The following is a 15,643-nucleotide window of genomic DNA, read 5'->3' as shown; positions in this document are numbered from 1 at the left end:
ATCTTTCACAAATTGGTAATTTCTTTCGTATGAGGAATAAATTTATGGTATGATAAAATAAGTAAACTTTCATACACTAATTAAGAATTTATTACAGAAAGCAAGGGATCAAATTTTGTATAGAGCAGCTATTCCAAACTTATTTACGCTCGGAAATTTATATAGCGGATTTTTATCAATCGGCTATGCATCTTTAGGATATTATAAATCAGCTGCTATTTTAGTACTTATCGGGATGATGTTAGATAGTCTTGATGGTCGTGTTGCTCGTTTATTACGTGTTGATTCACAAATGGGAAAAGAGCTCGACTCGCTTGCAGATGTCGTAACATTTGGTGCAGCACCAGCTGTTTTAATGTATTACACATCTTTCTCAAACTACGGAATCATCGGATTATACATAGCGGGATTATTCCCTCTTTTCGGAGCATATCGTTTAGCACGATTTAATGTAACACCATCTTCTACTTCAATGAAATATTTCACTGGAGTACCGATTACAGCAGCGGGAGGGCTTGTTGCTTTCTTAACGTTATTTTCACATACCATTCCAAAAATCGTTCTTATTACCGTATTTGTAACGTTCGCATTTTTAATGGTGAGCCGCATTCGTATCCCAAGTTTAAAAGATGTACCAATTCCACGATATAGCATCATTATTACACTATTTTTAGTTGGAATCATTATTACAATGTATCAAACAGGATTTGGAAATTTTTCTGTTTTCTTATTTATTGCCATTCCACTATATATTTTGTACATGTTATCTCAATTCATTAGACAAAGACCGTCTAAAAAAGCGAATAAAGAAAAATAAGAAAACCTTCCGAGTCCGGAAGGTTTCTTTTTATTTTGTAACTAATACCTTTTGATTTACAGGTGTTACTGGCTCTTCGCCGTTTAATACAGCTAAAATATTTCTGACAGCCATTTCAGCCATCGCATCACGAGTTTCAAATGTTGCATTCCCTACGTGTGGAGCAAGTACTACATTCTTTAATTCTTTTAGCTCTTCTGTAATTTTCGGTTCAAATTCAAACACGTCAAGAGCTGCTCCTTCAATTTCATTCGTTTTTAATGCATGAGCAAGTGCTGCTTCATTCATAATTGGTCCACGTGAAGCATTTACAATATACGCTGTTTTCTTCATCATTTTAAACTGCTCTTCATCAATCATATGATGTAAATTTGGATTATAAGCACAGTTAATTGTAATAAAGTCTGCTGTTTGTAATAATTCTTCCAACATCACATACGTTGCCCCCAGCTCACTTTCAGCTTCAAGCTTACGATTTGGCCCTGTATATAAAACATCCATTCCAAATGCTTTCGCACGTTTTGCAACAGCCTTCCCGATTTCTCCAAGACCTATAATTCCGATTGTCTTACCATGAACTTCTCGTCCTAAGAAAAATAACGGTGCCCATCCGTTAAATCCAGTCGTACGACATAACGTATCCCCTTCAGGAATTCTACGCGCCGCTGCTAAAAGAAGTGCAAATGTTAATTCTGCAGTCGCTTCCGTTGATACTTTCGGTGTATTCGTAACTGCAATTCCTTTTTCGCCCGCATACTTGTAATCAATATTGTCGTAACCAGCACCATAGTTTGCAACAATCTTTAAATGAGGCGCTGCATCAATAACTTCTTTTGGCACCTTTGTCGAAAGTAAACTTAACAATGCATCTTTATCTTTTACACGCTCTGTTAATTCATCTATAGAAATTAACTCCTCTTTATCGTACATTTCTACATCATGATCTTTTAATAGTTCTAATCCAATTTCCGGAATTTTTCCCGCTACTAATATTTTTGCCACTACTAACACCTCTTCTATAGAAAATAAGATATCTCTTATATTTCATTGTAAGAAATCCACATATAAAAACCAAGGAATTTGATTATAGTTTTAAAAATCGACACTTTTCCATGAAAAAAGAGGAGATGCAACTCTCCCCTTTTCTTACGCTTTTTCCTGCGATTCTTTTCCAAGCTTCACATCAATCGTTCCTTCTGCAACCGTATCGCTAATTTGCTCCTCAATAACCGATTGAGATTCAGCATTCGTTTCAGAAGTATAAGCTTGTTGCTGTGCACCTTGTACATTTTGTTTATTTTGTTGTTTCGCCATTTCTTACCCTCCTTTTCATTCTTTCTTATTTTGAACAAAAAGGACGGTTTTCATCAAAAAATTGCGTTTCATTTTGAATTTGTTACTTCTTCTTCAAGCGACCTCATTACTCTTGCTCGCTTCGTAAATGTTGCAACCTGAGTAACACCGTGAGCTAGTAATGTTTGTACATTTTCTTGTACATAATTCCCTAAATCATTTGGATAATGGGCATCCGAAGAAATCGTAATTGGAACACCATACTTAGCTAATACTTGTAAATATAGTGGACTTGGGCACATTTCACGAACAGGATAACGATAGTATAATCCTGCATTTATTTCTGTTGCCGTATTCGTTTCTACTAACGCACAGGCAATTTCCTCATAATAAGAAAGCTGTTCATTCTCATCCAATCGATAATTAAATACCTTTATATTATCAAGATGAGCGATAATATCAAATAACTCGGTACGAATCGCACTCTCAACTGTTTTAAAAAACATATCATATAATGCGCGTAGGTCATGCTTCTCAAAATATTCTTTCGTATCTGGATTATCAAATCCCCAGCCATTTAGAAAATGAACGGAACCAATTATATAATCAAAGTCTCCTAGCGCTAATAATTCTTTTAACTCTCCTTCACAACCAATAAAATAATCCGCTTCAATTCCAAGTTTAAGTGTGACACCTCTTTTACTCCATCGTTCTTTCGCCTCTTCAATGACCTTTGTAAAATCATACAGTGAAACTACCCTTACTTGATCTAACCATTCCTTCTGTATACGACCGAGCTTAGAATCACTAATATCTACATATTTTTCATAATATCCTTTCGCTTCATGAAAACGATATAAATGATCAACAATCCCAACTTCTGTTATACCTTTTCGCACAGCTTCTTCTAAATAGAGGTCCATCCATTCTGTTGTAAATGGCCCTTCCTTCACACGCTTTTGCAAACGCTCTTGTGTTTTCATAAGCCAATCAATAGAATGCCTTTCTTGAAGCGGTTCATAACGTTCCAGCGCTTCATTTATTTTAGCAAGCCATCCTATTGAATACGGTCCTTCTTCTAAGTGAAGATGATAATCTACTTTCATATACATTCCCCCTTATAATGTATCTATTTCCCTTCTATCCCCAACTCTCGAAAGCTTTCCATTTCGTTCTTTCACCTCACGCATGACATCTTCCAATGTAATATTTTTTTCAGCTAATAAAACGAAACAGTGATAAAATACATCAACCATTTCTTTCACTACTTCTTCTTTATCATTATTTTTACATGCGATAATTACTTCAGCACACTCTTCACCAATTTTCTTTAAAATTTTATCTTCTCCTTTTGAAAATAAATAATTTGTATACGATTCAGGAAGTGGGCTTTCCTTTCGTTCTTCAATTGTTTTATACAGCAACTTAAAGGCATTTTCCATATGTATCCCCCTATATAATTTGATAGTGAAAACATGTCTTCTCTCCCGTATGACAAGCAGGTCCTACTTGTTTCACATTCACAACAATTGAATCTTGATCACAATCCAAATATAAAGATTGCACATATTGAAGATTCCCTGATGTTTCCCCCTTATTCCATAACGACTGCCTCGAACGAGAATAAAACCATGTCCTTTTCGTCTCTAACGTTTTTTCATATGCTTCTTCATTCATATAAGCTAGCATTAAAACTTCTTTCGTACCTTCTTCGATGACAATTGCTGGTATTAATCCTTTTGAAAAATTAGGTTTCATAACCGCACCTCAACATTTGCATCTCTTAATTTTCGCTTTACACTCTGCACTGTCGCCTCACCATAATGAAAGATGGATGCCGCTAACGCTGCATCAACTGTTGTCTTTTGAAAAACTTCTATAATGTGATCCGTATGACCACAGCCCCCTGATGCGATGACTGGAATGGAAACACTTTTTGAAATTTCTTCTGTTAAACGAAGGTCATATCCGCTTTTCGTTCCATCTGCATCCATACTCGTTAACAAAATTTCACCTGCCCCAAGTTTAACAACACGCTTCGCCCATTCTATGGCATCCATTCCTGTGTCAACTCTTCCGCCGTTGACGTATACGTTCCATTTACCTTCTGCTACTTTTCTAGCATCAATTGCCACGACAATACATTGTGATCCAAAGTGTTCTGCCCCTTCTTCTATAAGCTTCGGGTTTCGCACTGCCGCTGAGTTTATTGAAACTTTGTCTGCTCCAGCTCTTAGTAAATTGTACATATCTTTCACACTTGAAATCCCCCCGCCAACCGTAAGAGGAATAAATACTTTAGCTGCTGTTTTTTCTACAACATCTATAATCGTTTTTCTTCCTTCATGAGTCGCTGTAATATCTAAAAATACGATTTCATCTGCCCCTGCCTCGTTATATGCTTCAGCTATTTCAACCGGATCACCGACATCTTGTAATCCTATAAAATTTACACCCTTTACGACTCGCCCTTCTTTCACATCTAGACATGGAATGATTCGTTTCGCTAACATAACTTCGTTACCTGTAACACTTCTTCTAAATCAATCGTTTTCTCGTAAAGCGCCTTTCCAATTATGACACCATATATATTCATATCATTTAACTTTTTCACATCTTGAATAGATGCCACTCCTCCAGAGGCGATGAGACGAATGCCCACAATTTTTTGAAGTATCGCTAATTGTTCAAAATTTGGACCTGCAAGCGTCCCGTCTTTCGAAATGTCTGTAAACACAATCGTTTGAACACCTAAACTTTCCATTTGTTTCGCTAAACTAACGTAAGAAATTTCAGACAGATCAAGCCAACCTCTCGTTGCTACGAAACCATTTTTCGCATCAATTCCAACAATGATTTTCTCTTTATATAGACGAACTGCTTCCTCTAAAAATGACTTATCATAAAGAGCTGCTGTTCCTAAAATCACTTTTTCTACACCTGCTGACAATAACTTCTCCACCGTTACAAGTGAACGAATTCCTCCTCCCACTTGCACAGGAATAGGTACCGCCTTGCAGATTTTTTCAATGACGGGCAAATTTAACGACTCGCCAGCAATTGCACCGTCTAAATCAACAATGTGTAGTATTTCCGCTCCAAGCTTTTCAAATATGATCGCCTGCGCTACCGGATCTTCATTCATCACCGTTTCTTTACTAAACTCTCCTTGATAAAGTCTAACGCATCGCCCTTCTTTTAAATCGATAGCTGGGAAGATTTCCATGCTTCTACCACTCCTTGAAAATTTTTTAATATTTGCATGCCAATTTCGCCACTTTTTTCTGGATGAAACTGTGCACCAAATACATTTCCTTTCGCGACAAACCCTGGTATTTGCATTCCATAATCACTTACTCCGCATACAATTTCACCTGGACAATCCGCGTAATATGAGTGAACATAATACACGAAAGAACCATCCACTAATCCATTCCAAAGCGGAAATTCTCTTTCCTTCCTTAATTCATTCCATCCCATATGAGGAATTTTATACGAAACTTTTAACTTACGAATTTCCCCTGGTAGTAAACCTAACCCGCTACAATCTTTTAGTTCCTCACTTCGTTCAAATAAAAGTTGCATGCCCAAACATATACCGAGGAGTGGTTTTCCTATGTCACAAACTTCTTTTAGTACACACACTAAATCTCTTTCTTTTAATACTTCCATCGCTTTCGGAAATGCACCTACTCCCGGTAGAATCACGCCATCGCTTCTCAATATCTCTTCTTTATCACTCGTTACAATGTACTCTGCCTCAATATATTTTAATGCTTGCTCTACACTGCGAATATTCCCCATTCCATAATCTATAATGGCAATCAATTACAACATCCCTTTCGTTGAATTTACACCAGTAATGTTGGCATTTTTTTCGACCGCTTCTCTAAGCGCTCTACCAAAAGCTTTAAATAATGCTTCAATTTTGTGATGTGTATTACTTCCGTATAGAACGCGCGCATGTAATGTAATATTGGCAGCATGTGCAACTGCTCTAAAAAATTCTTCCGTCAATTCTGTATCAAAATCCCCGAGCTTCGGATTTGTTAATTCCCCTTGAAATACACAATATGAGCGTCCACTTATATCAATTGCAACAAATCCTAAAGATTCATCCATCGGTACATACGCGGAACCGTAACGATTAATTCCTTCTTTATTTTGCAATGCTTCTTTCAAGCAATTTCCGAGTACAATTCCAACATCTTCAACGGTGTGATGTGCATCGACAAATACATCACCTTCTGCCTCAACTTGCAATCCAAATCTTCCATGTCTAGCAAATAAAGTCAGCATATGATCGAAAAAACCAACCCCCGTTTGAATAGATACACTCGTACTTTCATCAAGCTGCAAACTTAATTTAATTTTTGTTTCTGTCGTCTCACGTGCTTGACTGGACTGACGCATTATTTTTCCTCCTCAAACCTTATTTGGATTGCTCTCGCATGTGCATGTAACCCTTCTTTATTTGCAAGCTCTACAATATGATGCTGTACATTTTTTAATGCTTCCTCTGTATAAGAAATAAAACTTGATTTTTTCACGAAATCATCGACTGATAACGGAGAAAAAAATCTTGCCGTTCCGCTCGTTGGTAATACATGATTCGGTCCCGCCAAATAATCCCCGAGCGGTTCAGGTGCATATGGCCCAAGGAAAATAGAGCCTGCATGTTTCACATAATCTAGAGCATTCATCGGTTCTTTTATATGTAACTCTAAATGTTCTGGAGCAATTTCATTTGATAACTTTAGTGCCTCCTCTAAAGAAGCAACAATAAAGATGGCTCCATTTCTATTTATTGATTCACGTGCAATTTCACTTCTTGGTAACGTTTCTAACTGTCTTTCTACCTCTTTTTCTACTTCTTTAGCTAGTTCCATATTCGTTGTAATACAAATCGCCGTTGCTCTCTCATCATGCTCTGCTTGCGATAATAAATCCGCTGCGATATATTTTGCATTACCTATTTCATCCGCGACAACTACAATTTCTGATGGACCAGCAATCATATCGATATTTACTATCCCGTATACTTCTCGTTTCGCTAGAGCGACGTACAAATTTCCCGGTCCAACTATTTTATCCACTTTCGGAATCGATTCCGTCCCGTATGCTAAAGCAGCAATTGCTTGTGCGCCACCTATCGTATAAATTTCATCTACTCCCGCAAGATTTGCAGCAGCTAATATATGAGGATCAATTCCCCCTTTCCTCGGCGGTGTTACCATTACAATTTTTTTCACACCTGCAAGTTTCGCCGGCAATACATTCATTAATACTGAAGAAGGATATGAAGCTGTCCCACCTGGTACATATACACCTACATTTTCTAATGGCCGAATAAGCTGCCCTCTAATTATGCCTTTACTTTCACAATCGAAGATTGAATACTTCTTTTGTTTTTCGTGATACGAAACAATGTTTTTCTTCGCCTCTTTTAAAGCTTCTAAAAATGAATTCTCTACAAACATACTCGCTTGCTGTATTTCTTCTTCACTTACACGAAAATCTTTCATCTCTACACCATCAAACTTTTTTGTATAGAAAGATAAAGCCTCATCATTTCCTTCCCTTACATGTCTAATGATTTCTCTTACACTTCTTTGAACAGTTTCTTCTATTATATTAGCGTTTTCTCTTAGCACTTTTATTTTAGATAATGCCTCCTTAAAGTCTTCATAAATGATTTCCATTTTAAATCCTCCTATTTCCCTGATAAGATTTCTTGCTCCATCATATTTATAATGCTGAATATTTCGTCTTTTTTAGTTTTTAAAGCTGCCTTATTCACAATCATCCGAGCTGATATAGAGTGCATTTCCTCAAATACAATGAGTCCATTCTCTTGTAATGTTTTTCCTGTTTCAACAATATCTACAATTGCATCCGCCAATCCAAGAAGAGGAGCGATTTCTACAGAACCTTCTATTTTAATAATTTCTACATCCTCTCCCTTATCATGAAAATAAGTAGAAGTAATATGCGGGTATTTCGTAGCAATTCTTTTTTTTCGGTAACTCTTCGGATTATACGTAGGAATAGAAGCCACACAAAACTTACAAATCCCCACTCCTAAATCCAGCATTTCATAAATATCTTTCTCGTTTTCCATTAAAATATCTTTTCCAACGATGCCAATATCAGCTACCCCATGTTCTACATAAGTAGCAACATCAACCGCTTTTACTAAAATAAATGAAACATTTGTATTTTTACTTTGAAATACAAGCTTCCTACCTTTATTTTTGAGCTCGGAGCAATCAATTCCAATCTGCTCAAAAAGTGGAATGACATGTTTTTCTAATCTTCCTTTCGTTAACGCAATTTGAATGTTACGCATGAAGCCTCTCCTTCTTTCTGGACTATCCATTTCTCATTCCATACATATTCCACTAAGTATTCATTCTTTGCCTCAACGACCGTTCCTATTTTATTTTTTCTTGCGAATTGAAAGGTATCGCTTAAATTAGAGAATAGAGATAACCAAGCATTCTTCCCATCCTTTCGAAGTAAATTTCGTAGCCTTTCTGCTTCCGCTAATCTATTTAACTCATAATGAATCACAATATCAATTTGATTTCGTTCATATGGTTCTTGCTGCTCTTGCAGCGCCTTCACAATTTGATTTACTTGTACCGCGAGTCCAACAGCTGGCAGCATTTCTCCAAAATTGCCAATTAGCTCATCGTATCTTCCGCCACTAACGATTTCTTCTCCAATTTCATATATATATCCTTTGAAAATAACACCCGTATAGTAATCTAAGTGTTGAATCATGCCCAAATCAATTGATATGTAAGAACCATATCCTAACGTTTCAATTGTTTCATACATTTCTTTTATTCTTGCAATTGCCATTTTCATTTCATTACTTGAAGCAAGCTTTTCTGCTTCCTCAATAACTTCTAAATTTCCAAATAGCCTTGGCAATTTCTCAAGTAATCTTACTGTCTCATCGCATCGATCTAATTTCTTTTCTCCGATAAAAATTAAGAGGGCAGCATAATTTTTACTTTCTATATACGTTCTAAGTACCCTTTCTTCTTCATCATGGATGGAGAGTTTTTTTACAATACATTTATATAACTGTACTTGCCCAATCTCAATTGTAAAAGATTGCACCTTCAACTTTTGAAGTGCTTGAATGACACTTATTACACATTCAATTTCAGCTCTTACATTATCAATCCCGATAACTTCAATACCACTTTGTACGATTTCATTATATTTTCCAGAATGGGATTCATTCGCTCGAAATACATTCCCGCTATACGTCACTTTAAGTGGCGTATCCCATCTCTGTGTTCCAATAACTCTCGCTAAAGGAATTGTCATATCTGGACGTAAAACGATAATCCTTCCCTTTTCATCAAAAAATTTATACATCTTCTCTTCATCTATCGGTCTATTTTGAAATGCAAAAACATCATAAAATTCAATTGTAGGTGTTCTTATTTCCTCATAACCTCTCTCTAAAAAAGTAAGCCTTAATTTCTGTTCTACTTCTTCAATTAACGTACATTCTTCGAATAAATAATCTCTCGTTCCATTCGGGTTTGCTCGTTTCCATTTTGTCATCTAAATTTTCACACCTTTCCCCTTCTAATGTATGCCTATTTCATTCCCCTAAGCCGAAAATAAAAAGAGCCTTGTAGACAAAATACCTACAAGGCTCTTCAGTAGAGTGTAGGTACAACGGGAATAACCCTTGTACCTACACGTTTTCACGCTAGGTTCAAGGGTTTCATGTATGATGATGTAGTTGTGTAAGCATTGTAATAGATTGCACGATATTCATAATACTTACTCCCTTTCTCCTCTGATTTTCACATAGTATATAACAGTTAATTTTGAATGTAAATACATTTTTAATATTCCGTCATTTTTTAATGTAAAGCCACTTTTCTTTCATACTCTTTTATTTCTTGTTCATATTGCATTGTAATACTAATTTCATCTAAACCATTTAATAACTTCTCTTTCCACATTTTCTCGATTGTAAAATGGAATCTATGCGTATTCGTTGTCATTATTTCATTTTCTAAATCAACTATGATTTGTTCTCTCGCATCTGTTTTAGCAAGTTGTTCACGCATATCTTTATCCATTACAATCGGTAACATGCCATTTTTCATACAATTCATATAAAAGATATCGGCAAATCCTCCAGCGATAATAACGCGGAAACCATAATCAGCAAGTGCCCATGGAGCATGTTCTCTTGACGAGCCACATCCAAAATTATCGCCTGTGATTAATATACTGGCTCCTTTTCTTTCTTGTGCATTAAGCGGGAAATTAGGGTTTTCTTGGCGATTATTATCATATCGCCACTCATCAAATAAAAACTTCCCAAACCCAGTTCTTTCAATTCTCTTTAAATATTGCTTCGGAATAATTTGATCTGTATCAATGTTATCATTCATCAGTACTGCGGCAGTACCTTTATGAATACGAAATGGCTCCATCATAACTCTCCTTTCTAATATCAACAAAATGACCATGTAACGCAGCCGCTGCCGCCATTGCCGGGCTAACTAAATGCGTTCGTGCTCCCTTTCCTTGTCTCCCTTCAAAATTGCGATTTGACGTAGAGGCACAATGTTCTCCTTCAGGCACTTGATCTGGATTCATACCTAGACACATTGAGCATCCGGGCTCTCTCCATTCAAATCCAGCTTCTTCAAATATGCGATGTAATCCTTTATGCATCGCTGCTTCTCTTACCCTTTGAGATCCAGGTACAACAAGTGCTCGCACACCTTCTTTTACTTTTTTACCTTTCACGACAGATGCAGCAATTTCTAAATCAGAAAGCCTAGAATTTGTACAAGATCCAATGAAAACATGTTGAACTGGAATGTCATACGTACTTTGTCCGGGACTCAACCCCATATAAGAAAACGCTCTTTCGTCATTTGCATCATGCTTTTCTGGCAATTTCTCATCAATCCGAACACCCATACTAGGATTTGTTCCCCACGTAACGTACGGCGCTAAATCCGTAACATCTACTAGAATATGTAAATCATAAACTGCATCTAAATCTGTATAAAGTTCTGACCATTTTTCCTTAATAGATTCATAGTCTTTCGGCGCATATTTACGCCCTTTTACGTAAGCAACCGTTTTTTCATCTGGTGCAATAATGCCAGCCTTTGCTCCCCCTTCAATTGCCATATTGCAAAGCGTCATCCTCTCTTCCATATCCATAGCATGAATGGCCTCTCCGTAAAATTCCATTACGTAACCTGTTCCAACTGCTACTCCGTACTTTGAAAGAAGATGTAAAATAATATCTTTCGCATAAACACCTTGCGGTAACTTTCCTTTTAACTCAATGCCCATCGCTTTCGGCTTTCGTTGCCATAACGTTTGCGTTGCCAATACATGTTCCACTTCACTCGTACCAATACCAAACGCTAGTGCGCCAAAAGCACCGTGTGTCGCTGTATGACTATCACCACAAACAATCGTTTTTCCTGGCTGTGTGAGTCCAAGTTCTGGTCCTATAACATGAACGATCCCTTGCTCTTCATCTCCGATATCCGCTAATGGCACCTGAAATCGTTTACAGTTTTCCCGAAGTGTATCTAGTTGCTGCTTCGCAATGCGGTCGGTAATATTCCAAACATCTTTCGTTGGAATATTATGATCCATCGTTGCAAATGTTAAATCTGGTCTGCGGACTGTTCGATTTGTAAGCCGCAAGCCTTCAAAGGCTTGCGGTGACGTTACTTCATGAACAAGATGTAGATCGATATATAATAAATCCAATCCATTTTCATTAGTCGCAACTACATGTCTTTCCCAAAGCTTATCTAGTAACCTTTTCCCCATTATCTTCCTCTCCCTACTAACGCTTGCTCTTCCATTTCTTGAATAACTGCCTTTGTAAATGAAGTTGTCGTTTCAGTCCCCCCGATATCTGCTGTACATTTTCCTGATTTAAGGACTGCAGAAACTGCTTCTTCAATTGCATATCCTTCTCTCGTTAATCCGAACGATTGCCCAAGCATCATTGCAACAGAACGCATCATCGCAATTGGATTCGCCTTATTTTTCCCCGCAATATCCGGTGCTGATCCGTGAATAGGCTCGTATAATGAAGGCCCCTTTTCAGCGTGACTTGCTGATGGAAGCATTCCTAATGATCCGGCTAATACTGAAGCCTCATCACTTAAAATATCACCAAATAAATTTTCCGTTACAATAACGTCAAATCTTCCTGGATTCCGAATTAATTCCATAGCTGCTGCATCTACTAAAATGTGTTCTACTTCCACATTTGGGTAGCTAAGTGCTACTTCTTCTGTCACAGTTCTCCATAATTTACTAGACTCTAAAACATTCGCTTTATCAATAGATGTTACTTTTTTCTTCCGCTTATTCGCTAATTGAAAAGCATACGAAACGATACGTTCAATTTCATGGCGATGATACGTAAGTGTATCTGTTGCCACTTCTTCCGTTCGCTCTTTCGGATAAGAAAAATAAATTCCGCCTGTTAATTCACGAACGACAACGAAATCAATTTCATCAGCGTTTTTTAATGGTGATAAATGTGCAGTTGCACTTTCTACCGTTACAGGGCGAACATTCGCAAATACACCGAGTCCTTTTCTTAATGCTAATAATCCTTTCTCAGGCCTTTCTTTCGCACTATCCCACCTTGGTCCACCTACTGCTCCAAGTAAAACCGCATCACTCGCTAAACAGGCGGCAAGTGTTCGCTGTGGTAATGGTTGCCCAGTTAAATCGATAGCAACACCACCAAAGTACTCATCTTGCAAATGAAAATGATGTCCATATAGCCTTTCTACCATATGCAATACTTCCTTCGCACTTTCCATTACTTCTGGACCAACACCATCACCAGCTAAACAAACGATACGTTTTTCCATTTTTAACACTCCTTTTAACTGAATTTTCAGAACTTTAATTTGATAGGTGAGGAAAGCTTCTCTCACCTATCAAATATTTATTTCACAAGCGCTATAAGAGATTTTAATTTCCCTGCTGCATGGACATATGCTCTCGCCGACGCTTCCAACACGTCTTGCGCAACACCAAAACCTGATACTTGATGTGTCCCTTCTTTTAATTCAACATGTACATGAGCCAGTGCATCTTGACCTTGTGTAATAGATTGTATGCGATAATCTGCCAATTCACATTCTAATCCTAAAATTCTTTGGATTGCATTGTAAATCGCTTCAATACTACCAGAACCAGTAGCTGCATCTTCGTATACATTTCCTTCCTCATCCTTCAGCACAACTGTCGCGCATTGTGTACTATTTGATACGAAATGTACTTGCAGTTGCGTAATGTTATATTGCTGAGCCGCAAATGCTGCTTCTCCAAGCATAAGTGCACGTAAATCTTCTTCAGTAATTTCCTTTTTACGATCAGCCAATTTTTTAAATGCTTCGAATGCCGCATCTCGCTCTTCATTTGTAAATTCATAACCAAGCTCTTTCATTTTTTCCGTAAACGCATGACGGCCAGAGTGTTTCCCAAGTACAAAGAGATTTTGAGATTCTCCTATAAGCGCTGGTTCGATAATTTCATAAGTTGTTACTTCTTTTAAAACCCCGTCTTGGTGGATGCCCGATTCATGAGCAAATGCATTCGCTCCAACGATTGCTTTATTTTTCGGTACAACCATACCCGTTAACCTGCTTACTAATATACTCGTCGCCTTAATTTCTTTTAAAGTCATTGAAGGCTCTGCTTTATAAAAATCTTTTCTAATATGAAGAGCTACCGCAACTTCTTCTAACGCTGCATTCCCTGCTCTTTCTCCAATGCCATTAATCGTTCCTTCTACTTGCAATGCTCCTCCTTCAACCGCAGCTAACGAATTTGCTACTGCCATACCAAGATCATCGTGACAATGACAAGAAAAAATCGCTTTTTCATATGATGGAACGGATTCTTGTAAGTATTTAAAAAGAGAATAATACTCTTCCGGATTCGTATATCCAACTGTATCTGGAATATTAATTACATTCGCTCCTGCACGAATCGCAACTTCTACTGCTTCAGCTAAAAAATCTCTTGTTGTTCTTGTCGCATCTTCTGCAGAAAATTGTACTGTCGGAAATAATGATTTTCCAAGCGTAACCGAGCGATGAATACTATTTAACACATCTTCTTTTGACATACAAAGTTTATATTTCATATGAATATCACTCGTAGCTAAAAATACGTGTAGACGAGGAGATACAGCACCTTTCACAGCTTCATATGCTCTTCGAATATCACTTTCTTTCGCTCTAGCTAAACTCATAACTGTAGCATTTTGAATCGTATTCGCAATGCGTTTTACCGATTGAAAGTCACCTTCGGAAGCTGCCGCGAATCCAGCTTCCATTACATGAATACCAAGCCTCTCTAATTGCCTAGCAATTTGTAATTTCTCTTGTTCATTTAAATTTACTCCTGGTGATTGTTCGCCATCACGAAGCGTTGTATCCATGAACAAAACCTGCTTCATATTATTTAACCCCTACCTTTACTCGCGGCTGTACGAAAGGCATCATTTCACGTAATTTACGTCCAACTACCTCGATTTCATGTTTATTCTCTTTCTCATTTGTCGCATGGAAATTTGGTCTTCCTGCTTTATGCTCTGCAATCCAGCCTCTTGCAAATGTACCATCTTGAATTTCTGCTAATACTGCCCCCATCGCTTTCTTCGTATCTTCAGTAACAACGCGTGGTCCTGATACGAAGTCTCCCCACTGCGCTGTATCTGAAACTGAATATCTCATATTTTCAAGTCCACCTTCGTACATAAGGTCAACGATTAGCTTCAGTTCATGTAAACATTCAAAATATGCAAGTTCAGGCTGATATCCTGCATCAACTAACGTTTCAAACCCAGCTTTTACAAGTGCAGTCACTCCGCCGCAGAGTACAGCTTGCTCCCCAAATAAATCTGTTTCTGTTTCTTCTTTAAACGTCGTTTCTAGTACACCAGCTCTCGTTGCTCCAATTCCGTCAGCATAAGAAAGTGCTTTTTCAGTCGCAACTCCTGTTGCATCTTGATATACTGCAAATAATGCAGGAACAGCCCCGCCCTCGGCGAACGTACGGCGTACGAGATGCCCCGGTCCTTTTGGCGCTACTAGAAATACATCTACATTAGCTGGTGGTTTTACTTGATCAAAGTGAACATTAAATCCATGTGCGAACACGAGGGAGTTTCCAGCCTGTAAATTTGGTGCAATTTCAGCTTCATATACTTCTGGTTGTAATTCATCAGGCAGTAGAATCATTACTACATCAGCTTTTTCCGCTGCTTCTGCTACTGTATATACAGAAAATCCATCTTCATTCGCTTTATTCCAAGACTTACCTTTTCTTAAACCTACTACTACATCAAATCCGTTATCACGTAAATTTTGCGCATGTGCATGACCTTGCGAGCCATATCCGATGATTGCTACTTTCTTTTCCTTTAATACATTTACTGTTACATCTTTCTCATAATAAACTTTTGCCATTTTCATTTCC

At 37.6% G+C, this 15,643-nt stretch carries 18 protein-coding genes; 1 reads left to right on the top strand and 17 read right to left on the bottom strand.

Going from position 1 to position 15,643, the window contains the following annotated elements; translation table 11 throughout:
- Nucleotides 1-115: 115 nt before the first annotated feature.
- Nucleotides 116-817, top strand: a complete 702-nt coding sequence (pssA, locus tag AC22L0_RS03530; protein WP_000285417.1) for a CDP-diacylglycerol--serine O-phosphatidyltransferase — start codon at nucleotides 116-118, stop codon at nucleotides 815-817.
- A gap of 30 nt (nucleotides 818-847) precedes the next feature.
- Here pssA and AC22L0_RS03525 read toward each other — a convergent pair whose 3' ends face one another.
- The 17 genes from AC22L0_RS03525 to ilvC form a co-directional block, all read right to left on the bottom strand.
- Nucleotides 848-1,819 carry an NAD(P)-dependent oxidoreductase gene (locus tag AC22L0_RS03525; RefSeq protein WP_001062829.1) on the bottom strand — a complete coding sequence of 324 codons (972 nt, stop codon included), beginning with the start codon at nucleotides 1,817-1,819 and terminating at the stop codon, nucleotides 848-850.
- A gap of 144 nt (nucleotides 1,820-1,963) precedes the next feature.
- A complete protein-coding gene (locus AC22L0_RS03520; RefSeq protein WP_001118880.1) occupies nucleotides 1,964-2,131 on the bottom strand; it encodes a YozQ family protein in 168 nt (55 codons plus the stop codon).
- A 68-nt stretch (nucleotides 2,132-2,199) separates the two neighbouring features.
- Entirely contained in the window at nucleotides 2,200-3,216 is a 1,017-nt protein-coding gene (locus tag AC22L0_RS03515) for a histidinol phosphate phosphatase domain-containing protein (RefSeq protein WP_000861846.1), read from the bottom strand.
- A gap of 12 nt (nucleotides 3,217-3,228) precedes the next feature.
- Nucleotides 3,229-3,552 (bottom strand): phosphoribosyl-ATP diphosphatase, encoded by a 324-nt coding sequence (gene hisE, locus AC22L0_RS03510; RefSeq protein WP_000426357.1) that lies wholly within the window; start codon nucleotides 3,550-3,552, stop codon nucleotides 3,229-3,231.
- Between the two features lie 10 nt (nucleotides 3,553-3,562).
- Nucleotides 3,563-3,868: a phosphoribosyl-AMP cyclohydrolase gene (gene hisI, locus AC22L0_RS03505; RefSeq protein ID WP_000803961.1), complete on the bottom strand. Its 306-nt coding sequence runs from the start codon at nucleotides 3,866-3,868 to the stop codon at nucleotides 3,563-3,565.
- Nucleotides 3,865-4,623 (bottom strand): imidazoleglycerol phosphate synthase cyclase subunit, encoded by a 759-nt coding sequence (gene hisF, locus AC22L0_RS03500; protein ID WP_000880109.1) that lies wholly within the window; start codon nucleotides 4,621-4,623, stop codon nucleotides 3,865-3,867. The genes hisI and hisF overlap by 4 nt, the downstream gene beginning before the upstream one ends.
- Nucleotides 4,617-5,336, bottom strand: coding sequence for a 1-(5-phosphoribosyl)-5-[(5-phosphoribosylamino)methylideneamino]imidazole-4-carboxamide isomerase (hisA, locus tag AC22L0_RS03495; RefSeq protein ID WP_000402291.1), 720 nt, complete (start codon nucleotides 5,334-5,336; stop codon nucleotides 4,617-4,619). The genes hisF and hisA overlap by 7 nt, the downstream gene beginning before the upstream one ends.
- Nucleotides 5,309-5,938 (bottom strand): imidazole glycerol phosphate synthase subunit HisH, encoded by a 630-nt coding sequence (gene hisH, locus AC22L0_RS03490; protein ID WP_021728361.1) that lies wholly within the window; start codon nucleotides 5,936-5,938, stop codon nucleotides 5,309-5,311. Before hisH ends, hisA begins: the two co-directional genes overlap by 28 nt.
- Nucleotides 5,939-6,523 (bottom strand): imidazoleglycerol-phosphate dehydratase HisB, encoded by a 585-nt coding sequence (hisB, locus tag AC22L0_RS03485; protein WP_001249951.1) that lies wholly within the window; start codon nucleotides 6,521-6,523, stop codon nucleotides 5,939-5,941. It lies immediately after the preceding gene.
- Nucleotides 6,523-7,812 (bottom strand): histidinol dehydrogenase, encoded by a 1,290-nt coding sequence (hisD, locus tag AC22L0_RS03480; RefSeq protein WP_487272143.1) that lies wholly within the window; start codon nucleotides 7,810-7,812, stop codon nucleotides 6,523-6,525. Before hisD ends, hisB begins: the two co-directional genes overlap by 1 nt.
- Before the next feature lie 11 nt (nucleotides 7,813-7,823).
- Entirely contained in the window at nucleotides 7,824-8,459 is a 636-nt protein-coding gene (hisG, locus tag AC22L0_RS03475) for an ATP phosphoribosyltransferase (protein ID WP_021728363.1), read from the bottom strand.
- The gene (locus AC22L0_RS03470) at nucleotides 8,435-9,697 is read right to left on the bottom strand and encodes an ATP phosphoribosyltransferase regulatory subunit (RefSeq protein WP_487272142.1); all 1,263 of its coding nucleotides are present in this window, start codon (nucleotides 9,695-9,697) and stop codon (nucleotides 8,435-8,437) included. The genes hisG and AC22L0_RS03470 overlap by 25 nt, the downstream gene beginning before the upstream one ends.
- Nucleotides 9,698-10,005: 308 nt before the next feature.
- Nucleotides 10,006-10,587 carry a 3-isopropylmalate dehydratase small subunit gene (gene leuD / locus AC22L0_RS03465; RefSeq protein WP_000433186.1) on the bottom strand — a complete coding sequence of 194 codons (582 nt, stop codon included), beginning with the start codon at nucleotides 10,585-10,587 and terminating at the stop codon, nucleotides 10,006-10,008.
- Nucleotides 10,565-11,959, bottom strand: a complete 1,395-nt coding sequence (leuC, locus tag AC22L0_RS03460; protein ID WP_487272140.1) for a 3-isopropylmalate dehydratase large subunit — start codon at nucleotides 11,957-11,959, stop codon at nucleotides 10,565-10,567. The genes leuD and leuC overlap by 23 nt, the downstream gene beginning before the upstream one ends.
- Nucleotides 11,959-13,023 carry a 3-isopropylmalate dehydrogenase gene (gene leuB / locus AC22L0_RS03455; RefSeq protein WP_097997925.1) on the bottom strand — a complete coding sequence of 355 codons (1,065 nt, stop codon included), beginning with the start codon at nucleotides 13,021-13,023 and terminating at the stop codon, nucleotides 11,959-11,961. The genes leuC and leuB overlap by 1 nt, the downstream gene beginning before the upstream one ends.
- Nucleotides 13,024-13,100: 77 nt before the next feature.
- The gene (leuA, locus tag AC22L0_RS03450; RefSeq protein ID WP_098207954.1) at nucleotides 13,101-14,621 is read right to left on the bottom strand and encodes a 2-isopropylmalate synthase; all 1,521 of its coding nucleotides are present in this window, start codon (nucleotides 14,619-14,621) and stop codon (nucleotides 13,101-13,103) included.
- A 1-nt stretch (nucleotide 14,622) separates the two neighbouring features.
- Nucleotides 14,623-15,633 carry a ketol-acid reductoisomerase gene (gene ilvC, locus AC22L0_RS03445; RefSeq protein WP_001151747.1) on the bottom strand — a complete coding sequence of 337 codons (1,011 nt, stop codon included), beginning with the start codon at nucleotides 15,631-15,633 and terminating at the stop codon, nucleotides 14,623-14,625.
- Between the last annotated feature and the right edge of the window lie 10 nt (nucleotides 15,634-15,643).

Source organism: Bacillus sp. LQ01 (assembly GCF_057624735.1).
This window is presented reverse-complemented; position numbering and strand designations above follow the sequence as displayed.